This is a genomic window from Candidatus Zixiibacteriota bacterium, assembly GCA_040753495.1.
Classification (GTDB): Bacteria; Zixibacteria; MSB-5A5; order GN15; family PGXB01; genus DYGG01.
Genome location: JBFMEF010000064.1, coordinates 20,102 through 39,816, shown reverse-complemented (window position 1 = coordinate 39,816; position 19,715 = coordinate 20,102). Strand labels below are relative to the sequence as shown.

Annotated in this window: 17 protein-coding genes; 13 read left to right on the top strand and 4 right to left on the bottom strand. The window is 51.1% G+C overall.

Annotated elements, in window-relative coordinates:
- The first annotated feature begins 71 nt into the window (after positions 1-71).
- The 5 genes from AB1690_04235 to rpmA all read left to right on the top strand — a co-directional run bounded on the left by AB1690_04235 (position 72) and on the right by rpmA (position 5,277).
- Complete coding sequence (locus tag AB1690_04235) at positions 72-782, top strand: ABC transporter ATP-binding protein (GenBank protein MEW6014510.1); 711 nt, start codon at positions 72-74, stop codon at positions 780-782.
- Between the two features lie 13 nt (positions 783-795).
- Positions 796-1,302, top strand: coding sequence for a UvrB/UvrC motif-containing protein (locus AB1690_04230; GenBank protein ID MEW6014509.1), 507 nt, complete (start codon positions 796-798; stop codon positions 1,300-1,302).
- Positions 1,302-2,360 carry a protein arginine kinase gene (locus AB1690_04225; protein ID MEW6014508.1) on the top strand — a complete coding sequence of 353 codons (1,059 nt, stop codon included), beginning with the start codon at positions 1,302-1,304 and terminating at the stop codon, positions 2,358-2,360. The genes AB1690_04230 and AB1690_04225 overlap by 1 nt, the downstream gene beginning before the upstream one ends.
- Positions 2,361-2,408: 48 nt before the next feature.
- Complete coding sequence (locus AB1690_04220; GenBank protein MEW6014507.1) at positions 2,409-4,868, top strand: ATP-dependent Clp protease ATP-binding subunit; 2,460 nt, start codon at positions 2,409-2,411, stop codon at positions 4,866-4,868.
- A 157-nt stretch (positions 4,869-5,025) separates the two neighbouring features.
- Entirely contained in the window at positions 5,026-5,277 is a 252-nt protein-coding gene (gene rpmA, locus AB1690_04215) for a 50S ribosomal protein L27 (GenBank protein ID MEW6014506.1), read from the top strand.
- A gap of 49 nt (positions 5,278-5,326) precedes the next feature.
- On the opposite strand, the gene AB1690_04210 is transcribed toward rpmA, so the two are convergent.
- The 3 genes from AB1690_04210 to AB1690_04200 form a co-directional block, all read right to left on the bottom strand.
- Positions 5,327-6,232, bottom strand: coding sequence for a DMT family transporter (locus AB1690_04210; protein ID MEW6014505.1), 906 nt, complete (start codon positions 6,230-6,232; stop codon positions 5,327-5,329).
- Between the two features lie 69 nt (positions 6,233-6,301).
- Positions 6,302-7,285 carry an HD domain-containing phosphohydrolase gene (locus AB1690_04205; protein ID MEW6014504.1) on the bottom strand — a complete coding sequence of 328 codons (984 nt, stop codon included), beginning with the start codon at positions 7,283-7,285 and terminating at the stop codon, positions 6,302-6,304.
- A gap of 137 nt (positions 7,286-7,422) precedes the next feature.
- A complete protein-coding gene (locus AB1690_04200; GenBank protein MEW6014503.1) occupies positions 7,423-8,043 on the bottom strand; it encodes a hypothetical protein in 621 nt (206 codons plus the stop codon).
- Between the two features lie 514 nt (positions 8,044-8,557).
- Between AB1690_04200 and AB1690_04195 the strand changes: the two genes are divergently transcribed.
- The 4 genes from AB1690_04195 to AB1690_04180 all read left to right on the top strand — a co-directional run bounded on the left by AB1690_04195 (position 8,558) and on the right by AB1690_04180 (position 14,146).
- Complete coding sequence (locus tag AB1690_04195) at positions 8,558-8,944, top strand: hypothetical protein (GenBank protein ID MEW6014502.1); 387 nt, start codon at positions 8,558-8,560, stop codon at positions 8,942-8,944.
- A 326-nt stretch (positions 8,945-9,270) separates the two neighbouring features.
- Positions 9,271-10,569, top strand: a complete 1,299-nt coding sequence (locus tag AB1690_04190) for a hypothetical protein (protein ID MEW6014501.1) — start codon at positions 9,271-9,273, stop codon at positions 10,567-10,569.
- A 119-nt stretch (positions 10,570-10,688) separates the two neighbouring features.
- Positions 10,689-12,839, top strand: a complete 2,151-nt coding sequence (locus AB1690_04185; protein MEW6014500.1) for a hypothetical protein — start codon at positions 10,689-10,691, stop codon at positions 12,837-12,839.
- A gap of 44 nt (positions 12,840-12,883) precedes the next feature.
- Complete coding sequence (locus AB1690_04180; protein ID MEW6014499.1) at positions 12,884-14,146, top strand: sodium:proton antiporter; 1,263 nt, start codon at positions 12,884-12,886, stop codon at positions 14,144-14,146.
- An 18-nt stretch (positions 14,147-14,164) separates the two neighbouring features.
- Here AB1690_04180 and AB1690_04175 read toward each other — a convergent pair whose 3' ends face one another.
- Positions 14,165-15,508 carry a cation:proton antiporter gene (locus tag AB1690_04175; protein ID MEW6014498.1) on the bottom strand — a complete coding sequence of 448 codons (1,344 nt, stop codon included), beginning with the start codon at positions 15,506-15,508 and terminating at the stop codon, positions 14,165-14,167.
- A gap of 271 nt (positions 15,509-15,779) precedes the next feature.
- On the opposite strand from AB1690_04175, the gene AB1690_04170 reads away from it, so the two are divergent.
- From AB1690_04170 to AB1690_04155, 4 genes are all read left to right on the top strand, one after another.
- Positions 15,780-17,507 carry a peptidylprolyl isomerase gene (locus AB1690_04170; GenBank protein MEW6014497.1) on the top strand — a complete coding sequence of 576 codons (1,728 nt, stop codon included), beginning with the start codon at positions 15,780-15,782 and terminating at the stop codon, positions 17,505-17,507.
- A 3-nt stretch (positions 17,508-17,510) separates the two neighbouring features.
- Positions 17,511-18,821 (top strand): peptidylprolyl isomerase, encoded by a 1,311-nt coding sequence (locus AB1690_04165; protein MEW6014496.1) that lies wholly within the window; start codon positions 17,511-17,513, stop codon positions 18,819-18,821.
- Between the two features lie 10 nt (positions 18,822-18,831).
- The gene (locus AB1690_04160) at positions 18,832-19,074 is read left to right on the top strand and encodes a S4 domain-containing protein (GenBank protein MEW6014495.1); all 243 of its coding nucleotides are present in this window, start codon (positions 18,832-18,834) and stop codon (positions 19,072-19,074) included.
- A 372-nt stretch (positions 19,075-19,446) separates the two neighbouring features.
- On the top strand, positions 19,447-19,686 hold the full coding sequence (locus AB1690_04155) for a hypothetical protein (GenBank protein MEW6014494.1): 240 nt from the start codon (positions 19,447-19,449) through the stop codon (positions 19,684-19,686).
- Positions 19,687-19,715: the final 29 nt, after the last annotated feature.

Genomic DNA, 19,715 nt, shown 5'->3' with positions numbered 1-19,715 from the left:
AGGGGCTTATCTAAACTATTTGACGATTCTGGCGAAAATAAGTATATATATAACAAAGGATAACAGGGAGAGTGTCAGAATTGGACTCGGCCGGAAACAACTGTCTTCTGGATGCCCGGGGAATCAGCCGCGAATTTCAGACTTCTGAAGGGCCTCTGGAAGTTTTGCGGGGGATTGATCTTCAAGTCTATCAAGGAGATATGATGGCTGTTGTGGGGGAATCCGGCGTTGGGAAATCGACCCTCCTGCATATTCTGGGCGGCCTCGACCGGCCCGACAGCGGTGAAATTACCCTTATGGGAGAGTCGATTCTGGAGCGGAATGAAGCCGAGTTAGCGCTCTTTCGCAATCGTCATGTCGGTTTTGTTTTCCAGCATCATTATTTACTGGAAGATTTCACTGCTTTGGAAAATGTAATGATGCCGTCCCTTATTGCGGGACATTCGGTTACAGAAGCCTCCCGCCGCGCGGAACAACTTCTGGCGGAGGTCGGTTTATCTGATAGGATGAAGCATCGTCCGCGGCAGCTTTCAGGTGGTGAGCAGCAAAGGGTTGCGGTGGCAAGAGCCCTGGTGAATGAACCGGGATTGGTGATAGCGGATGAGCCATCGGGGAACCTTGACTTGAAAAATGGGGAAAAACTGCATAAACTGCTTAGCCAGCTCAATATTTCGCGCGGAACCACCTTTCTTCTCGCCACGCACAATTTAGATTTAGCGCGAAGCTGCCGAAAAATGGTTATGCTGGAGTACGGTCGAGTTAAAGAAATTGTCGTGAATTAGGGTGTTTGAGCCTATGAATTGCCAGGATTGCAATATAAAGCCGGCGGAAGTCCATATAACTCAGATTGTCAACAATGAAAAAGTGGTTCTGGCACTCTGCAAGGACTGCGCCGCCAAAAGAGGATTCCATTCGCCGTTGGAAAATAAATCGTTCCCGCTGGCGGCTTTCCTTCATCACAAATTTTCCCAGCGAAGTGAGCCGGTCGCCGACTTAAAATGCCCGCGCTGCGGCTTGACCTTTGAAGAGTTCACGCAGCAGGGGCGATTCGGATGCGGCACCTGTTACCAGGCGTTTCGGTCACAACTGGAGCCAATGCTTCGTAAAATACATGGCTCCTCCCTGCATAAGGGGAAACTGCCTGTCTCCGATATCAGCACGGAGCATTCGATAAAGGAGGAAGAGCGGCTCGAGTCGGAATTGAAAAAAGCGATTGAAGGTGAAGATTTCGAGCGCGCCGCCGAATTACGGGATAAATTGCGGACAGTGCGGGAATCAGATTTGACTCACAAGGCGGAATAATGCAGGCGCTTTTTGACGACATGGCAAAGAGATTGAGCGGGTGGCTCTCCGGCAAGGGGGAGGAGAGCATGGTGGTGCTATCCACCCGGGTGAGGCTGGCGCGGAATGTCAGCGATTGCATCTACCCCTCGGCGGCCGACCCCGAATCGCGGGAGAAAATAGTGAACTACTTTAGCTCCGTCTATACCCGTTCGGAAAAACTGAAACGGGGCAGATTGCTCTCGGCCAGTGAACTCGAACCGCTCGACCGGGATTTTCTGGTGGAGCGGCATCTGATGTCCCCCACATTTATGCCCAAGCCGGACCACAACTCCCGCGGGCTTTTTGTCAGCGAGGACGAGCAGGTCTCGGTTATGGTCAACGAGGAAGACCATTTCCGCATTCAGGCTCTGGCGCCGGGCCTCAGCCCCGATATCGCCTGGCAGATGGCCGGGGATATGGATAATGAAATAGGCCGCTTCCTGAAGTATGACTACGATAACGATTTCGGATACCTCACCGCCTGCCCCACCAATGTCGGCACCGGCATGCGCGCCTCCGTCCTGATTCATCTGCCCGGACTGGTTATCACCAAAGATATTGAACGGGTTCTCCCCAAAATAAGTAAAATGGGAGTGGTGGTTCGCGGTTTTTATGGCGAAGGGACCGACGTCTTGGGGAATCTCTTTCAGGTCTCCAACCAGACCACTCTGGGAGTAACGGAAAAGGAGATTCTGGAACAGATTACCTCGGTTACTCGTTCTATAATCGAAGATGAAGCCAAAGCGCGCGAAAGATTGCTCGCCGAGGCGAGTAACCAGATTATAGACAAGATTTGGCGCACCTATGGCATCTTAAAACATGCCCGGGTGCTGACATCGGAAGAGGTGATGAATCTGCTGTCGGCGGTGCGGATGGGAATAGCGATGGGAATTATCAATTTCATTGATATCCCTCTGGTTAATGAGATTTTGCTGTTGTCCCAGCCGGCGCATTTGCAGAAATTTTTCGGGCGGGAAATGAACAGCGATGAACGGGATTTTGTTAGAGCAGAAATGGTTCGTAGCAAACTTAATTAGGACCTTTTAACGTAGATAATATTAATTTAGAATAGGACGGTAAACAAGATGAACGAAATGTTTACGGAATTAGCCCGCAAGGCGATCGAGTATGCGCGCGATGAAGCCGCCCGGCTTCGTCACGACTACATCGGGACCGAGCACCTCCTGTTGGGGCTGATTCGCCTTGGTGAAGGACGGGCGGTTGAGGTTATCAACAACCTGGGACTGGAAATCCAGGACCTCAAGGCTTCCATCGAGGAAGTGGTGCAGCCGGCCGGCGGTACCATGACCATGGGGAATCTTCCCCTGACCGCGCGCGCCAAGAAGACCCTGGAAGTTTCCGGACAGGAAGCGCGGGCGCTCAAATCCAAGGATATTGACACCGAACATATCTTGCTGGCGCTGCTCAAGGACGAAGAAGGTGTTGCCGCCCAGGTTCTTTCGATGTACGAAATCGACTATAAAGAAGTCTATGAAGAGTTGAAGAATATTCAGAGCGGCAAACCGTCGGCGTTCAAGCGCAAACGGAAAAAGTCAAAAACCCCGGCCCTGGACCATTTTGGCCGCGACCTGACCGAACTGGCTCGCCGCGGAAGGCTCGACCCGATTATCGGACGCGAGGATGAAATCGAGCGGGTCAGCCAGATTCTTTCCCGGCGCAAAAAGAACAATCCGGTCCTTATTGGGGAGCCGGGGGTCGGCAAAACTGCTATCGTGGAAGGGCTGGCGCAGCGGATAGTCGAGGGCAAAGTGCCGCAGACTCTGGAAAACAAGAGAGTGGTCACGCTCGATATGGCTTCGCTGGTTGCCGGCACCAAATATCGCGGGCAGTTCGAAGAACGTCTCAAAGCGGTCATGACCGAAATCATAAATTCCAAAGATGTCATTATCTTCATTGATGAACTTCATACCATCGTCGGCGCCGGCGGCGCCGAGGGCTCTCTTGACGCCAGCAATATATTTAAGCCGGCCTTGTCGCGCGGGGAACTTCAGTGTATCGGCGCCACCACCCTCAACGAGTACCGCAAGTATATCGAGAAGGATGGCGCCCTGGAGCGTCGTTTCCAGACCGTCATGGTGGAGCAGCCCTCTAATGATAATACTGTGAAGATTCTCAAGGGTCTCCGCCCCAAATATGAAGAGCACCATAAACTGATTATCTCCGATGATGCCATCGAATCGGCGGTGAAACTTTCCAACCGCTATATCAGCGGAAAATTCCAGCCGGACAAGGCGCTGGATGTCATTGATGAGGCCGGAAGCCGCGCCCATCTGGCGACTTTTGTCAAACCGCAGGAGTTCACCGAAATAGAGGGCGATATTTCTCGTCTTCAGGAAGATAAAGAAAAAGCGGTCAAGAACCAGGCTTTCGAAACGGCGGCGCAGCTTCGCGATGAACTGAAATTCAAACGCGAAAAACTGCAGGAGATGAAAAAGCAGTGGGAAGAGCAGCGGGAAAAAGAGCGGATAACCCTGCGCGAAGATGACATCGCCCAGGTGGTCTCGAAAATGACCGGTATCCCCCTGTTCCGTCTTGAAGAGAAGGAATCCAAACGGCTGCTGCGGATGGAAGAAGAGCTGAAGAAACGTATTATCGGTCAGGAAGAAGCGATATCCACCATCACCCGCGCCATTCGTCGCGCCCGCGCCGGACTGGGCGACCCCCGTCGTCCTATCGGCTCCTTCATCTTCCTCGGACCGACCGGTGTCGGCAAGACCGAACTGGCCCGCGCCCTGGCTGAGTTCCTCTTTGAGGATTCCGAATCGCTGATTCGAATCGATATGTCAGAATATATGGAGAAATTCGCCGTCTCCCGTTTGATTGGCGCCCCTCCCGGATACGTTGGATACGAAGAGGGGGGACAGTTGACCGAAAAGGTCCGCCGTCGTCCCTATTCTGTAGTACTGCTGGATGAAATCGAAAAAGCGCACCCCGATGTTTTCAATATTCTCCTGCAACTAATGGATGACGGCTCCTTGACCGATTCTTTCGGTCGGAGAGTCGATTTCCGCAACACCGTAGTTATAATGACCTCTAATATCGGCACCAGAAGAATCAAAGACGGCAAGACTGTCGGATTCGGCGCCGAGCAGGAAGATGCCTCCTACGACACGATGAAGCGGAAAGTGACCGATGAACTTAAAAAACTGTTCAATCCGGAACTGCTCAACAGGATTGATGAAATCGTCATCTTCCACTCGCTGGAAATCGCTCATATCAAACTGATTGTAGATATTCTGGTGGCGGATGTTGCCAAACGCTTGGCTGACAAGGGAATAAGTTTCACCTTAAGCGAGGATGCGCGGGAGTTTCTGGCGCGCCACGGCTACGAGCCGATGCTTGGTGCGCGGCCTCTCAAACGGGCTATTCAGAAATATCTGGAAGACCCGCTGGCTGAAGAACTCCTCCGCGGGCAGTACGCCGGCGACTGCAATCTGACTATCGGCGCCGATGAGGAGAAACTGATTTTCACCTTCAATGACCGTCCCGCCATGGGTGAAAGACCTGAGCGAGTCGCCAAGTAAAGCTGAGAGTTAAGCAAATGCCCCGTCGGTCAAAACGGCGGGGCTTTTATTTTCTCTTCAAAGCCCTTGATTTTTCCGGAATTATTGATATAATGAACGGCTGAATTACTTAGTTTTGATATGCACGGCACTGAAATTTGATGTTTAGGAGTTAGATATGGCTCATAAGAAAGGTGTAGGTTCCTCCCGCAACGGCCGCGACAGCAACGGGCAGCGGCTGGGAGTGAAAGCATATTCGGGTGAAGCGGTTCCGGCCGGCACCATTATTGTCCGTCAGCGCGGCACAAAAATCCTTCCCGGGTTAAATGTCGGCTGCGGCAAGGATGATACTCTTTTTGCCAAAATTACCGGCGTGGTCAGGTACAGCCGCAAAGGGAAAGATAAGAAGATTGTTTCGATACTGGAATAGTCAGAAATCTTAAGAAAAATGAAAGTCCGCATCCCTCGATGCGGATTTTTTATTTCAGGAAAAGCAGGAAGATACCGCCCACAGTCACTACCGCCCCGATAAACGCCCGCGCCGAGACTTTTTCCTTATAGACTAATATTACCAGCGGTATCACCAGAACCGGAACAGTTGCCATAATGGCGGCGGCGATTCCGGTTTCGGTATGCTTGATTGAGACCAGCGACATCCAGACCCCCAGGAAAGGTCCGCAGACTGACCCGCCCAAAGCAAGAAGAATCGCCCGACGATTCTTTATTACAGTTGCCAGTTCCCTGGAGTCTCGGCGCAAAAGTCCAAAGAGCCAGACCGCAACTGCGGCGGAGAGCATCCGAATGAATGTCGCGGGCAGAGGAGTTACCCCTTCGGACATGCCGGCTTTCGCCAGCACCAATCCAATCGCTTGCCCGGAGGCTCCCCCCAGCGCCATTAATAATCCGAGCCCTTTCTTTCGAGCGTCGTCCTTAGTCGGCGCGCCGACTTCCACGCGCCGCTCCAGGGATACCCACGCCACCCCGGTCAGGGTCAAGCCGATACCGGTCAATCCCCAAATACCGATGGTCTCGCCCAGGAAAATCCAGGCTATCAGGGCCGTTATTATCGGTGAAACCGAGAAGACCAGCATGGTCAGGCGCGTGCCGAGCATAACAAAAGCGCTGAAGAGAAAAAAGTCGCCAATCGAAAGCCCGATTACACCGCTGGCGATAAGGAAGAAGGCGGAACGGGATGAAATAACATCGGGGAAGAGGGTCCCGGTCGAGATTAGTAATGTCGTTCCCAGAAAAACGACGGCAAAAGGGATACGGAGTTTATTAACCCAGTAGGCGCCGATGCGGCGGCTGGCCGAGGTGAAGAACAGAGACGTAAACGACCAGAGAAAAGCGGTGGTTAAGGCGGCAAACTCTCCCAAAAGCGGCATACGAATATATAGCAGTCAATAGGCCGATGCAAAGAAGAATGTTGCCGGAGGTGAAAGTCAGGATAACAATCAGATGCTGGCAAGCCCGGTCGGACCCATCAATTCGGCGAATGCCCGCAGCATCTCCTCATCATAGTCCCCCTTGAGCGCAAACATCACTTTCAGCGCCGGGAAGGTCTCCATCGCTCCCTGATAGACACGCTGCGTGGTCATGGCGTCAAAGGTATCGACAATCGCGACAATCCGGCTGAACTCATGCATCTCATCCAGAGCGAGCCCATTGGGATAACCGCTCTTGGAGCCCCGCTCATGATGCTGCAGAACCGGATAATATGACGCCGCCTCTATCATATCGGTGGAGGTAAGTATTTCGACCCCCCACTTCGGGTGCTTTTTCATGATCTCGAATTCCATCGGGGAGAGGGCGGTCCGCTTGTTCAAAATCCGCTCTGATATCTTCGATTTGCCGACATCGTGCAGAAGCGCCCCGATGCCGAGGTCGTGAAGATACTGCTCATCCTTACGCCCCAGTTGCTGGGCAAGGGCAATGGCAAAGGTGCAGACATTGACCGAATGAGTATAGGTATAGTAATCAAAAGAACTGATTCTCAAAAGGGAATGAAACGCCTCCTGTCCCCGCAGGATAAACCCCACCTGGTTTTCCACCATTGTCTTGGAACGTTGAATATTCTCGCCGTACTGCGGATTTTCCAGCACATCCTTCATCAGCGATTTGGAGGTTTCATAGAGAATGCCGGCTTTTTTCTCTTCAGGAATCTCCTTGTCCAGCAATATCTTGTCGAGATTCTGCTCGATATATTTCTGGTATTTGGCTTTCGCCTTGGAGTTTACATAAAGGCGGCTTACTTTGTTGTCGAGAAGTTTCTGGCGGGTTCGCTCGGTGAAGGGAAGGTCGGCAGAGCGGTAAAGAACCATCTCGCCGCTTATCTTGATATAGAGGTCAAAATTGAGGATAGTATCGACCCGCAGCGATTCCAGGTAGATAGGCAGATATTTGGTTTCCGTCCCTATTTTCGGCAAGAGTAACGACATACCGAATTCTTTCTGACCTCCACGGTTTATCTCTTAATTTATATCGGCAAAAAGCTTCTCTTTCCTCACAAAAAAAACCCCCGGAGATACTCTCCGGGGGAACCTATAGGAGGGAGGAAATGAGCCTGATATGACGGTCAGGCGCCGTAATTTTTTATCATCAGCAGCACCGAATTCAAGGAGTGGGTAATATTGGTCAGCGCCTTGGAATATCGTTTCAGCAGCTCGCTATACTGCCAGCGCATCTTAAACGCCTCATCGGGAAAGTCAAACAGGTCGAGCAGGACTTTCTTATATATTTCATCCATATACTTGATGACATAATAGGGGAATTCCGGAACATGGGGGTCGTTCACCTCGCCCCGGGCGAGCCGTTCGCGGTAAATTTCAACTTTCTCCAGAACTACCGTGCCGAAACACCAGGGGGTCATAATGACGCCCAGATTGGAGCCATCGATATAGAAACTTCGCGCCGTTTTCAACGCGACCTCAAGAATGATTATGCGCCCCCGGTAGTAGGATAATGTCTCCGAACAATGGGAGGAAGTGTTCTGTGCGCGCTGCTCCAGTTCCTTAATCTCACTCTGGCAGCGGTTATATATTTTCTCCAGGAATTGATAGTAGTCCTCGAAATAGACTTTGACATTCTCGGAAAGAGTGTACATATAATAGCCGCCACTGTCCCGATGAACCTTCGGCTCGGCTACTCCCCGCAGTTTCTCCAAAGTGAATCCACGCTGAAACTTGTTCTCTAACATCTATTCTCCTTTAATTCACTTTCCTTCCGTCATATCGTTTGAGCAAAGGGTATGCCCTCGACAAAAGAGGAATGTCGTTGTCGGAGGATATCTTCCGCCCACCCCGGGCGGTCAGATTAACCTGTTTAAAACAGGAAGCTTAGGCACACTGGTGGGGAGAATGTGCCATACCCCCCTTGATAATGCCGGCCGCCGGAAACCGTCCCGCCGGCTATCCTCGAAGTCAACTAATGTGAATCAGTTTTCATATTTGCATTCCGCGGGCAGAAGCAAAGACGGTATTTAACAGCCGCGGTTGTGCCGCCGCGGCCGTCTTTATCTCCACCCCGATACTGCTTAAAACAGAAGTCGGTGATGTTCAACTTTCGAGCGAATTTGTACCGATGCAACCGATTACCATTCTGGTACTAAACCTGTGTGGAAAAATGTCGATAGAAAAAAATAATTGAATCAATTTCCTCAAACCGCTTAGTCAGGTTTGATAACATTCACCTCTGTTGAAGGGAGGCATGAAATGCCTAACCGGACGTATCGTAGAAACAGAAAGAGTGCGAAACCGCGTAAGACCACAGCCAGAAAGAGCACCAGCCGCAGAACGCCGGCCTGGAAGGCTTCCTCACGGATGACTCACAAGGCGAGACCGACCGTACGTCGGAAATCACGTCGGACTTCCACCAAGCGCACCGCCCGCGCCAGCAAAACCAATTGGCCTTATAGCGCCGTTACCTCCAGATGGAACTGGACTCCCACCTCGTCCAGCCGCACCCGTCGGGCTAAAGCGGCCTCCAGCTCACGGAAGAGCTACTCTGCCGCCTCTCCGCGGAAATCCCGCACCTGGAGAGCCAAAGCCAACGTGCGCCGCACTACGGCCAGACGCTATACCCGTCGCAGAAAATGGTAAGTTCTTACCAATTGCTTCTTTGCAATCCCCGGTTTGACTAAAACCGGGGATTTTTTTTAATAATTTTGATATTGACAAACTCTTTCCGGTTTTTTATACATCCTCCCAATTATTAGAACCTCACTGATTCCGACATAGAATTGCTCTGTGTCGTTATTTTTTGCGGCTGACTGCGGATATTGGAACGGAACATAGATTTAACGGAATCAGATTAGCTGACTGCTGAACCTGCAGGGAAGGAGGTGTTTAAATCGCAAGAAAAATGGTGTTCATTTGCCCCCTTTTTATTGAAGATTTGAACTGCAAATTTTGAGAAGGACGTGAAAATGAAAAAATTGATAATAATTACTCTGGCCCTGGTGCTTCTTGCCGCCAGCGGCGTTTACGCCACCTTGACCAGAACTTTGACCATGGGCGATGCCAATATGGTCGTTCGTGACGACAACAATATCTGGATGTTCCCCTCAACTCTTTATGACTATCCTGATATCGCTATCGGAGAATTCGGTTATGGCGGCTATGGATATCCCGAGTTGAGTAAACCGACCGGAACCAATGATGATGGCTACAACTTCACTGATTTCGGTATCCATTACAAATTCAACGAGACTAATCCTTTTGTCCTGGCGCTCTATTTCACCACCAATCAGCCGTTCTATGTCCCGTACTATCCTTTTGGCTGGGATATGAGTGTCCAGAGCAACCGGAGAATCGACCTATTCTACGCCCGGATGCTGGGCGGCAACAAGTTCGGCTTCCATTTCAACTATGTCAGCGGCTCTTCCAAGTATGAGACCGATACCGTGACCGGTTATATCAACACTCCCAATTATGAGGAGGAAGGTATCCGCAATTACGGGTTTGACTTCGGTCTGACCATGATGGAAGGGAATCTCGACCTTGCCGCCGGCATCGACATGATGAGCTGGACCGACAAGGAATACAACGGCCATGACGAAACCGAGCCGGACGGCAACTTCTTCTTCAACGCCATGGGCCGTTATTTCTACGAAGCCAGCCAGAAAGTCACCTTGATTCCGTATGCCGGTTTCGATTACAGCAAAGTCGGCGTTAAGTTTCTCGCCTATGACAGCATCTCCTTCGCCAACATCGATTCCCTGCTCCGGACCGATGAATATAAGGATTTCATAATCGGCGCCGGTCTTGGGATGAACTATCGCCCGATGGAAGGTGTTCTTGCCATTGGTGATTTCGGTATCATGCTTGACAAGTACACCTACACTTACAAACCGAATGATACCACCAGCGGCGAGCGGGAATACAAGAGCGATTATTTCACCCTGCCGTATTTCCGTATCGGTCTTGACGCCGTGGTCTTCAAGTGGCTCGACCTGCGCGCCGGCGCGGTGTCTTATTGGAATAAGTACAAAAGCGATGACAAGTATGTTGATTATGTCGCCAATGCCAATGATGTCGCCTACACGTACAAATACCGCAGCAGTTATGTCTCCAACGAGACCTTCCTCGGCGCCGGATTCCACTGGAACAATCTCTACCTGGATGCCTTTATCAATCCGCAGATTGTGACCAATGGCTTCAATTTTATCTCCGGCATGCAGCAGCCTCTGGCATGGCAGGTTTCTCTCAAGTACTTGATGAAATAAACAGACTGCATAGTTTCAACAGGCTCCCTTCTCCGGGAGCCTTTTTTTTGCCCCAAAGTTTATGTTGCTTTCTACTCGCGCTCGCTTCTATCATTGCAGATAATTAAAGGAGGAAAAAAATGAGGCGACTCTCTCTAATTTTCACACTGATTGCAACCATAAGCTGTCCGATAGCAGCAGAAACACCACCCGATATTCTCCGCCTGGCGCTTGATACGGTCGGCATCTCGATTGAAGATATTGGATTTAGACCGCAGGGGTACTGGAACCGCTTCCCCCTGGATATTCCGTATAAACTGACCTCCTTTGATGCCCTCTTCGCCGAGCCTTTGAAACTTTATGACTACAGCAAGACCATGGCTAATGCCGCCGAGCGCTTTCTGGAACCAAAATGTCTCGATACCTCTTCCACCTCATTGTATCATCTGACCTACAATCTTGGCGTTGACCGACGATTGGGCGGTTTTCGCAACTACTCAGCCAATCTGATACCGCTGCGAGACACTGTAAATCCACTGGAGAAGGCGCTCGATGCCTTATTCCTTCTTGGGGGACAACAGCCGACCTATTATGCCTTTGGTAACAAGAGCGAATGGCCCGACTATCAGGCTAAGGTCAAGGAATTCGCTTCCAAACTTTCCCCGCTATCGGAAAGAATTCTTGCTTACGCGCTGCAGAATCTGGCAGACATTATCTACTGGCGCCATCTCGCTTTCCGCAACTGCGACCCGGCCACTATGCAGAAGGTTTTCGATAATCGCGACCTCCCTTCCAATCAATCTGACGGCACCGTCTATTACCCTGAAATCGATGACCTCGCCCGCGACGTCGACTGGCCCTCGCTTCATTATGCCGCCCTGAAAAGCGCCGCTTTGGTGGAGATAATTGCCGATTCGTTAATCGCTTTTGGCGGCGTGCCGGTTAATCTCTCTTTCGAACTGATGACCCCTTGCGGCAAGATTGCTTTTCTGGGAGCCGAATGTTTAAAAGGAAAAAAAGAGAAGATATACAATGCTGTCAATACTCTTATTGTGGTAGATTTTGGAAATTCCGCCAAATTCAGCGGCGCCTGCGGAGCGACCTCGAAGCTCTCCAATCCGGTCTCGCTCTTTATCGACCTTGGCGGTGATGACATCTATGAATCTAATTCGGAAAATCCTTCCATGGGAGCAGGCGTTCTGGGTGTCGGCGTTTTGCTGGATGTCGCCGGTAACGACCGCTATTACGGAAAAGATTTCAGTCAGGGCGCCGGGCTCTTCGGAGTCGGCATACTCGGTGACCTGAACGGCGATGACCAATACTCGGCGGAGCTTGCGGCGCAAGGATGCGGCTATTTCGGAATTGGGCTCTGTCTGGATGCGTCCGGCAAAGACCAATACTATCTCTATGGCGATGGCCAGGGGTTTGGTGGGGTCGGCGGCGGCGTTGGCGTTCTGGCTGACTATTCGGGAGATGATAAATATACCGCCGAGCCGTACTCCAAAGTCTTCAATCGCGGAGACTATCATTCGAATATGGTTATCAACGGCAATGGCGCTCAGGGAGCCGGCTTCGGACGGCGTGGCGACGGCACCGATGGCCATGCCTGGGCCGGAGGGCTGGGGGCAATAATCGATATCTCCGGTAACGACCATTATCTCTCCGGCAACTGGACCCTGGGATGCGGCTACTGGTTCGCCACCGGCATCGCATTCGATGGCGCCGGTGATGATATCTATGAGTCCTGCTACTTTACTCAGGGCTCCGGCGCCCATTACTGCAACGGCATCTTGATTGATGAAGGAGGCAATGATAGACATGAACTCTATGAAACCGCCGGCGCCGCTCTCGGTTTCGGCTGGGATTACACCAACGCCTTTCTTATTAATATCGGCGGCGACGATTCCTATAAGGCGAAGATGATTTCGATGGGACTGGCGCAGATTCGCTCTAACGGATTTCTATTCGATATCGGCGGCGATGATACCTATGCTCTGGGACAAGGAACTCCCGGTCTGGGAGAAGCCACCTATCGGGATGATTATCGCAAACCGTCAAAGCTGACTCCCTACTATACCTACTGCAATTCTCTCGGTTGCTTCATTGATATCGGGGGAATCGACAGGTATATCTCTTACTCCGATTCGACCAGCGCTCCGCATAGCCGCGCCATCGACAACCAGATCTGGCTGGCTCCGGCGCCAAGCGACAGCAGTTACGGCGCTGGCAATTTTGGAATTGGCATCGACATCGACTCCGGAAAGATTTCAGAATTAGAAAAGTGGAAATGAGCGCTTGACTTTCCGGCTGCCTGTCGATTTATTCAGCCCCAATTATGCACGAAAACGTCTCCATCCCGCTTCTCATCTGTTTTCCCTTCGGCATCCTCTTGCTGTCAATCGCGGTGATGCCGCTGGCGTTCCCTCATTTCTGGGAGAAGAACCGCAATAAGGCAATCATCTCCACCCTCGCCAGCCTGCCGGTTCTGCTCTTTCTTATCATTAATCTCCCCGGGGAATTGCTGCATACTGCTCTTGATTATGTTTCGTTCATCATTCTCCTGGCGTCGCTCTATATCATCTCGGGCGGAATTCTGGTTACCGGCGACCTCGAAGCAACCCCGCGGAACAATACTATTCTTCTTGCGATAGGAGCGGTGGTGGCGAATTTTATCGGAACCACCGGCGCCAGCATGCTGCTTATCAGGCCAATGTTGCGCACCAACAGCGAGCGGAAGCATATCAAGCATATCCCGATTTTTTTCATTTTTACCGTTTCCAATATCGGGGGATGCCTCACTCCCCTGGGGGACCCGCCGCTCTTTCTGGGGTATCTGAAAGGAGTCCCTTTTACCTGGACTCTGGCGCTCATTCCGGAATGGCTGACCGCCCTTGTCATTGTCCTGACAATTTTCTACATCTGGGACCGTCGCGCTTACGCCAAAGAGACCAGGCGCGATATCAAAAGAGATATTGCCGCCGCCACGCCGGCCGGCGTCCATGGCGCCATTAATATATTGTTCCTCATGGGGGTAGTGCTGTCGGTCGCCTTCCAAGCCCCTCTGCCGTACCGCGAACTTATCATGATTGCCATGACTCTATTATCTCTCAAATTCACTAAAAAGAAAGTCCGCAAAGATAATAAATTCACCTATCACCCGATAAATGAAGTCGCTATTCTCTTTGCCGGAATTTTTGTCACAATGGTGCCGTTGATAGTGTTGCTGCGGCTAAAAGGCTCCGAGTTCGGCATCACCGAACCATGGCAGTTCTTCTGGTACACCGGGAGTCTCAGTTCCTTTCTGGATAATGCCCCCACTTATTTGACCTTTTTCTCTCTGGCGCAGAGTGTGACCGCCGCCATCCCCTCGCCGGGCGATACTATCGCCGGCGTCAGCAATGAATTGCTGAAAGCCATCAGTTGCGGCGCCGTCTTTATGGGCGCCAATACTTATATCGGAAACGGTCCCAACTTCATGGTGAAATCGATAGCCGAAGAACTCAAAGTCCCCGTACCGCATTTCTTCGGATATATGTTTTACTCCGGCATCATCCTGATACCGGTTTTCATCCTGCTCACTTTCATCTTCTTTGTTTGAGAGACTCCTCTCTCCGCTTCACTCTTTGCTTTTCAGCATGGCAGTTTTCAACAGCGGTGGGGTCACCAGGGTTGTGACGATCACCATGATTACAATCGCCGAGTAAGTGCCTGCTGATATGACATTATGCCCGTCAATCATCAGTTTTGCCCCGATTCCGGCGAATATCAGACCAACCTCACCGCGCGGTATCATTCCCAGTCCGATAGCAAAGCGGTTGACAGAACGGTCAAAGACCGCCAGGGAGCAGACCTGCTTGCCCGCGATTGCGGCAAGGGTCATGACTGCCGCAAATAGAAGAATATCAGTATTGTAGAAGGTGGTCAAGTCTACCACCATCCCCATTTTCACGAAGAAAACCGGAATCAAGAACAGCCCGATCGGATTTATCAGTTCCTTAATCTCATGCTCGCCTCGTTCCCGGTACTCGCGGTAATGAATATCCTCCAGAATCAATCCGGCCGCAAAGGCGCCGACAATCGGAGCCAGCCCGATAATATCGGCAAGATACGCCAGCGCAAAACAGACCATCAGGGCGATCGATAAAAGCACTCCCGCCACTTTCAGACGCAGCGCCGCTCTTAATATTCTCGGAACCAGTTTCCCGCCAACAATAACGGCGCCAAGCACAAACAGGACCGCTTTGGCGATTATCAGAAAGATTTGGAATGAATCGATACCCCCGGTCCCGGCGTTGGCGGCGCTGATTATGCCGACCACGACGGCAAGTATAATCAACCCCAGTATATCATCTATGACAGCCGCCCCTAAAATGATTTTCGCTTCCCGGGATTGAATCCGGTTAATATCCTTGAGAACTCGCGCCGTTATGCCGACTGAGGTCGCGGTCAGGGTCGCGCCGATAAAGATATGCACATAGAGCGACTCTTCCGGAAGAAAGAGCAGTCCTACTCCCCATCCGAGAAAGAAGGGGGCAACGACGCCGAACAGGGCTACCAGAAGCGATGTCGCGCCGACCTTCATCATTTCGCCCAGCGATGACTCGAGGCCGACTTCGAACAGAAGTAATATCACCCCCAGTTCCGCCAGAATCTCCAGAGTATGGCTTTGCTTCATCGGCTCCAGAAAGTCAATTCCGAGAAGATGCAGGTTTCCGATAAGCATTCCGAAAATAAGCTCTCCCAAAACAGCCGGCTGCTTGACCTGTTCCAGCAGGTCGCCCCCCAGTTTCGCGGCAAGGATTATGATTATTAACCCGAGAAGAACATCGGAGACTTCATCTCCGCCCGCAGCAGATTTATCTCCGGCAAGGCCGCCGGCAAACGCCACCGAATACAGGAAATAGCCCAGTATAATCGTCAAAAGAAAATAAAATCTTCTTCCGGTCAGCAATCGTGACATTCTATCCTCCATGGCGAAACAGTTAACATTCGCTGAAAATAGTCAAATAACGCGCAGGGAGCAATTTTATTCGTACCGCCTGCCGGGTTTCCTTATTTTCAATTTGATAATCAGCAACAGGTTGCGTCGGTTTATGGCTGCGGCGAAAATCAAAAATGACTTGCCTAATCGTCACTGGCATAGTATAGTTCACCCTTTGATTCCGCAGGGAGGAACTTACCCTGCCGCCAATGGTATAAATTGACGTGAATTTAATGAGGAATAACGATTTATGAAACTACGCTATCTGTTATTAACAGCAACCTTGACCTTTGTACTGATATTGTCATTCTTGACCGGTTGCGGCAAGAAGGATGAATTGGTCCTGGCCCGCGTTGGCGGCGATGAGATTACCGCCCGCGATATGGATGAAATCTACGGGCAGAACCGGATGAATTTCGCCTCTTATGAGGATGAATATGAAAGCCGCCGCGCCGTTCTCGACAGTCTTATCATGCAGAGGCTGCTTATAAAAGAGGCATATAAGAGAAACATAGATGCCTCCGAAGAGGTCAACCGTATCGTGCTTGCCAGTTACGACCGCTTCCTTCTCGACATCCTCTATCAGCGCGAAATAAACGACAAGATCAAGATTACCGATGAAGACCTGAAAGATTTCTACAATCAATTAGAATATAAAATTCAAGCCTCCCACATTCTGGTCTCGACTGAAGATTCGGCAAAGATGCTTCTGGATAGCATCAAAAACGGCGCCAGTTTTGAAGATCTGGCCGTCCGCTACTCCAAAGACCAGACAGCCCGCACTAACCGCGGCGACCTGGGGTATTTTTCTCGCGGAAAGTTGGACCATATCTTTGAAGAGAACGCCTTCAAGCTCAATCCCGGGGAAATCTCAACCCCCTTCAAGACCAGATTTGGTTGGCATATTGTAAAAGTGGTTGACCGCGCCATAAATGAAGAGCGGCAGAGTTTCGATAAGATGAAAGACCAGATTAGCGCCACCCTGGACAATCTGAAACGATTCGAAGTCCTCGAGAATTATACCAACGGCATTAAGGCGAAATATCCGGTCAAAGTTGAAACCTCTACCTGCGACTATGTTCTTCATCGCCGCTCGGCGTTATATCCGCCGCAGCTTCTGGAGCAGATTCCCAAGAATGATTTCGACCTGGCGCAACTCGACCGCGATGAGAAAGAGTTGATTCTGGCGACCTGGGAAGGAGGCCAGATTTCACTGGGCGATTATCTCACCAAAGTAAAGAAACTTCGCGGCGCCCCCAAACCTGATTTTGACGACACCGCGGCGATGGCGGAGTTTATCTTCCAGATGAATCTGATGGAAATTCTCGGCGTCGAAGCCCGAAAAGTCGGTCTTGAAAACGACCCGGAATTCAAGAGAAAGATAACCCGATTCCGGGAGCTGGCGATGGCTGATATCATGGAAAACGATTCTCTAATCTATCCCCCGCCTCCGGATGACGGGGAAGTGCGCCAGTACTATGAAGACCATATTGCCGACTACACCGTGCCGCCAAAAGCGCATCTGTATGAGATTCTGGTTTCATCGGAAGAACTGGCGCTGAAACTGAAAAGCCAGATTCGCTCTCTGGCCCAGTTCAAGAAACTCGCCGATGAGTACACCGAGCGACCCGGTAAACGCGGCTCCGGCGGCGACCTCGGCGTTACCGACCACCGCTATTATCCTGACCTCTTCAAATATGTTGACCAGACACCGGTGGGAGAAATCGCCGGTCCGATTCCGACCATTCAGAGATATGCGGTCATCTATGTCGCCGACAAACAGGCGGAGGAAATCCGGGACTTTAATATCGTCAAGCAGAATATTAAGGATAGACTGGACCGGGAACGTCGCAACAAAGCCCTTGCCGAATGGGTGGAAAAGCAGAAAGAGAACATAGACGTGAAAATTTATGAAGAGAATCTCCGCGCCAGTATCAATAAAGCCAAGTACGCCGCGGCTGATTCCACTTTGGGTTGAGATTTGAATAAACGGTGCAACTTTCTCGGCAGTTTTATAGTCGCGGTCGTTTGCGTCTGCTTCTTACCGACCGCGCTGCTCGCGGCGGAGCCGGTAGAGCGGATAGCGGCTATCGTCGGTTCCGAACCGATTCTGACGTCCGAACTGGCGGCGCAGATTCAGATGGTCGCCATTCAGCGCAAGATTCGACCGGCCAATCAGGAGGAAGCGGAACGTCTGCAAAAGGAAATCCTGGAGCAGATGATTATGGAGAAATTGATTCAGATTGAAGCCCGCAAAGACACTTCCATAAAAGTCTCCTCTGAGGAAATCGACCAGACTCTGGACGACCACGTCCGCAATATCGCTTCACAGTTCCCGTCTGAAGATGCCTTCCTCGGCGAACTCGCCAAGGAAGGGCTTAATCTGAGGCTGTTCAAGAAACGGCTTCGTCCGGAGATAGAGAATCATCTCCTAAAACAAAAACTGATATCCAAGAAACTCTCCGCCGTAGCCATTTCGCGGCAGGAGGTGATGGATTTCTATGATAAATATCGCGACTCCATTCCCGACCAGCCGGAAGCGGTCCGTCTGGCGCATATCTTACTGACCTTTCAGCCATCCGGCGCCACCGAGGATTCCGTGCGTCTGCTGGCGGAGTCAGTCAGAAAGAATGTTGCCGCGGGAGCCGATTTTGCGACAATATCGGCGCAATATTCGCCGCAGGCGGTAGCGTTGGCTGGTGGCGACCTCGGTTTCATCACCCGTGATGACGTCGTTCCGGAGTTTGCCCGCCCGGCTTTCAATCTCCAGCCCGGTGAAATCTCGGGAGTCGTCCGCACCGAATTCGGTTTTCATATAATCAAATGTGAAGAGAAAGCGGGCGATAAAGCGCATCTGCGGCATATTCTCTTTGAGGTCATTCCCACTCCCTCCGATTCCGCCCTGACTTTCCGCCTGGCCGATTCTCTCAAGCAGGCAATTCTCGCCGGCTCCGATTTTCGAGAGTTGGCGAAGATATTTTCCGCCGATGATGAGACCCGCAAGCAGGGGGGAGAGCTCGGTTGGTTTGCCAAGTCCGATTTGCCGCCGGCCTTCATCAGCGCCGTGGACAGTATCAAGAATATCGGCGATATCTACGGTCCTGTCCGCTCTGAATATGGGCTGCATATCCTGAAACTTCTGGAATATCAGGAAGCCCGTCAGTTCTCCCCAGATACAGATTATGACCGTCTCAAAGAGATGGCTCGTCAGGCAAAGGCCGGGGAATTTGTTGACCGGTGGATTGAAAAAGTTAAAGAGCAGATTTTCGTTGAGATTCGCCCTCTGAATTAATTTCTCTCTTATGCGCCTGGACGATTTCCTCTCCACAGTCGGCTTGATAAAGCGACGAACTTTAGCCAAAGAGATGACCGAGGGCGGTCTGGTGAAGTTAAACAACAACCGCACCAAGCCGGCGCATCCAGTCAAGAACGGCGATATTATTTCCATCAGCGGACCGTCCCCCCTGGTCGTTGAGATTCTGGCAATTCCTGCCGGCAATGTCAGCAAGGAATCGCGCCCGCAATATTTCAAAGTAATCTCCTGAGAGTGCCGGAATTTTCTGAAGCAATAGACGACAATTAGTGTCAGCTATAATCGCATTCACCCCCCTCTGTTTCGCTTAACCCCTTGGCATTATGTGAAATATATCACAATTTCACAATCGTTTTCACTCTGTAACTTGTTGCGGCGTGGTGAAAAATATATTCAATTCTGTTATTGAATTATTGACAGTTTGGTCTATTACGATTATTTTTATTGTCAGTGTAAGGTAAATCCATCATGTCGCGCCCTCGTCGGGCGCGGGAGGTGACTCTTGGACTATCGCATCACGGCGGACAGGTCTGTCCGACCACATCCTGTTTTAAAAATCACTTTGCTGCTTTTTGTCGTTTGTTGTCTGCTGCTTTTGCCCCTTGTGGCATACGCCGCTGGCGGCGGTAAACCGGCAACCAAGCTGTACAATGTCGCCGACACCCGTAATATGGAGCCCGGACTTTCCAAGTGGATTGCCGATATCTACAACGACAGTCTCTGGGTGTATGGACTGGTGGTGGTGGCGATTATGGCATTTATGGGGCTGGCTCTCGGCTACCTGATGGACCGCTCGCTGGTTCTTCTGGGTATCAATCTCGGCAAACTGGACCATCATGAATAACCTCTGAACAAGAACTCCAAGGAAAAAAT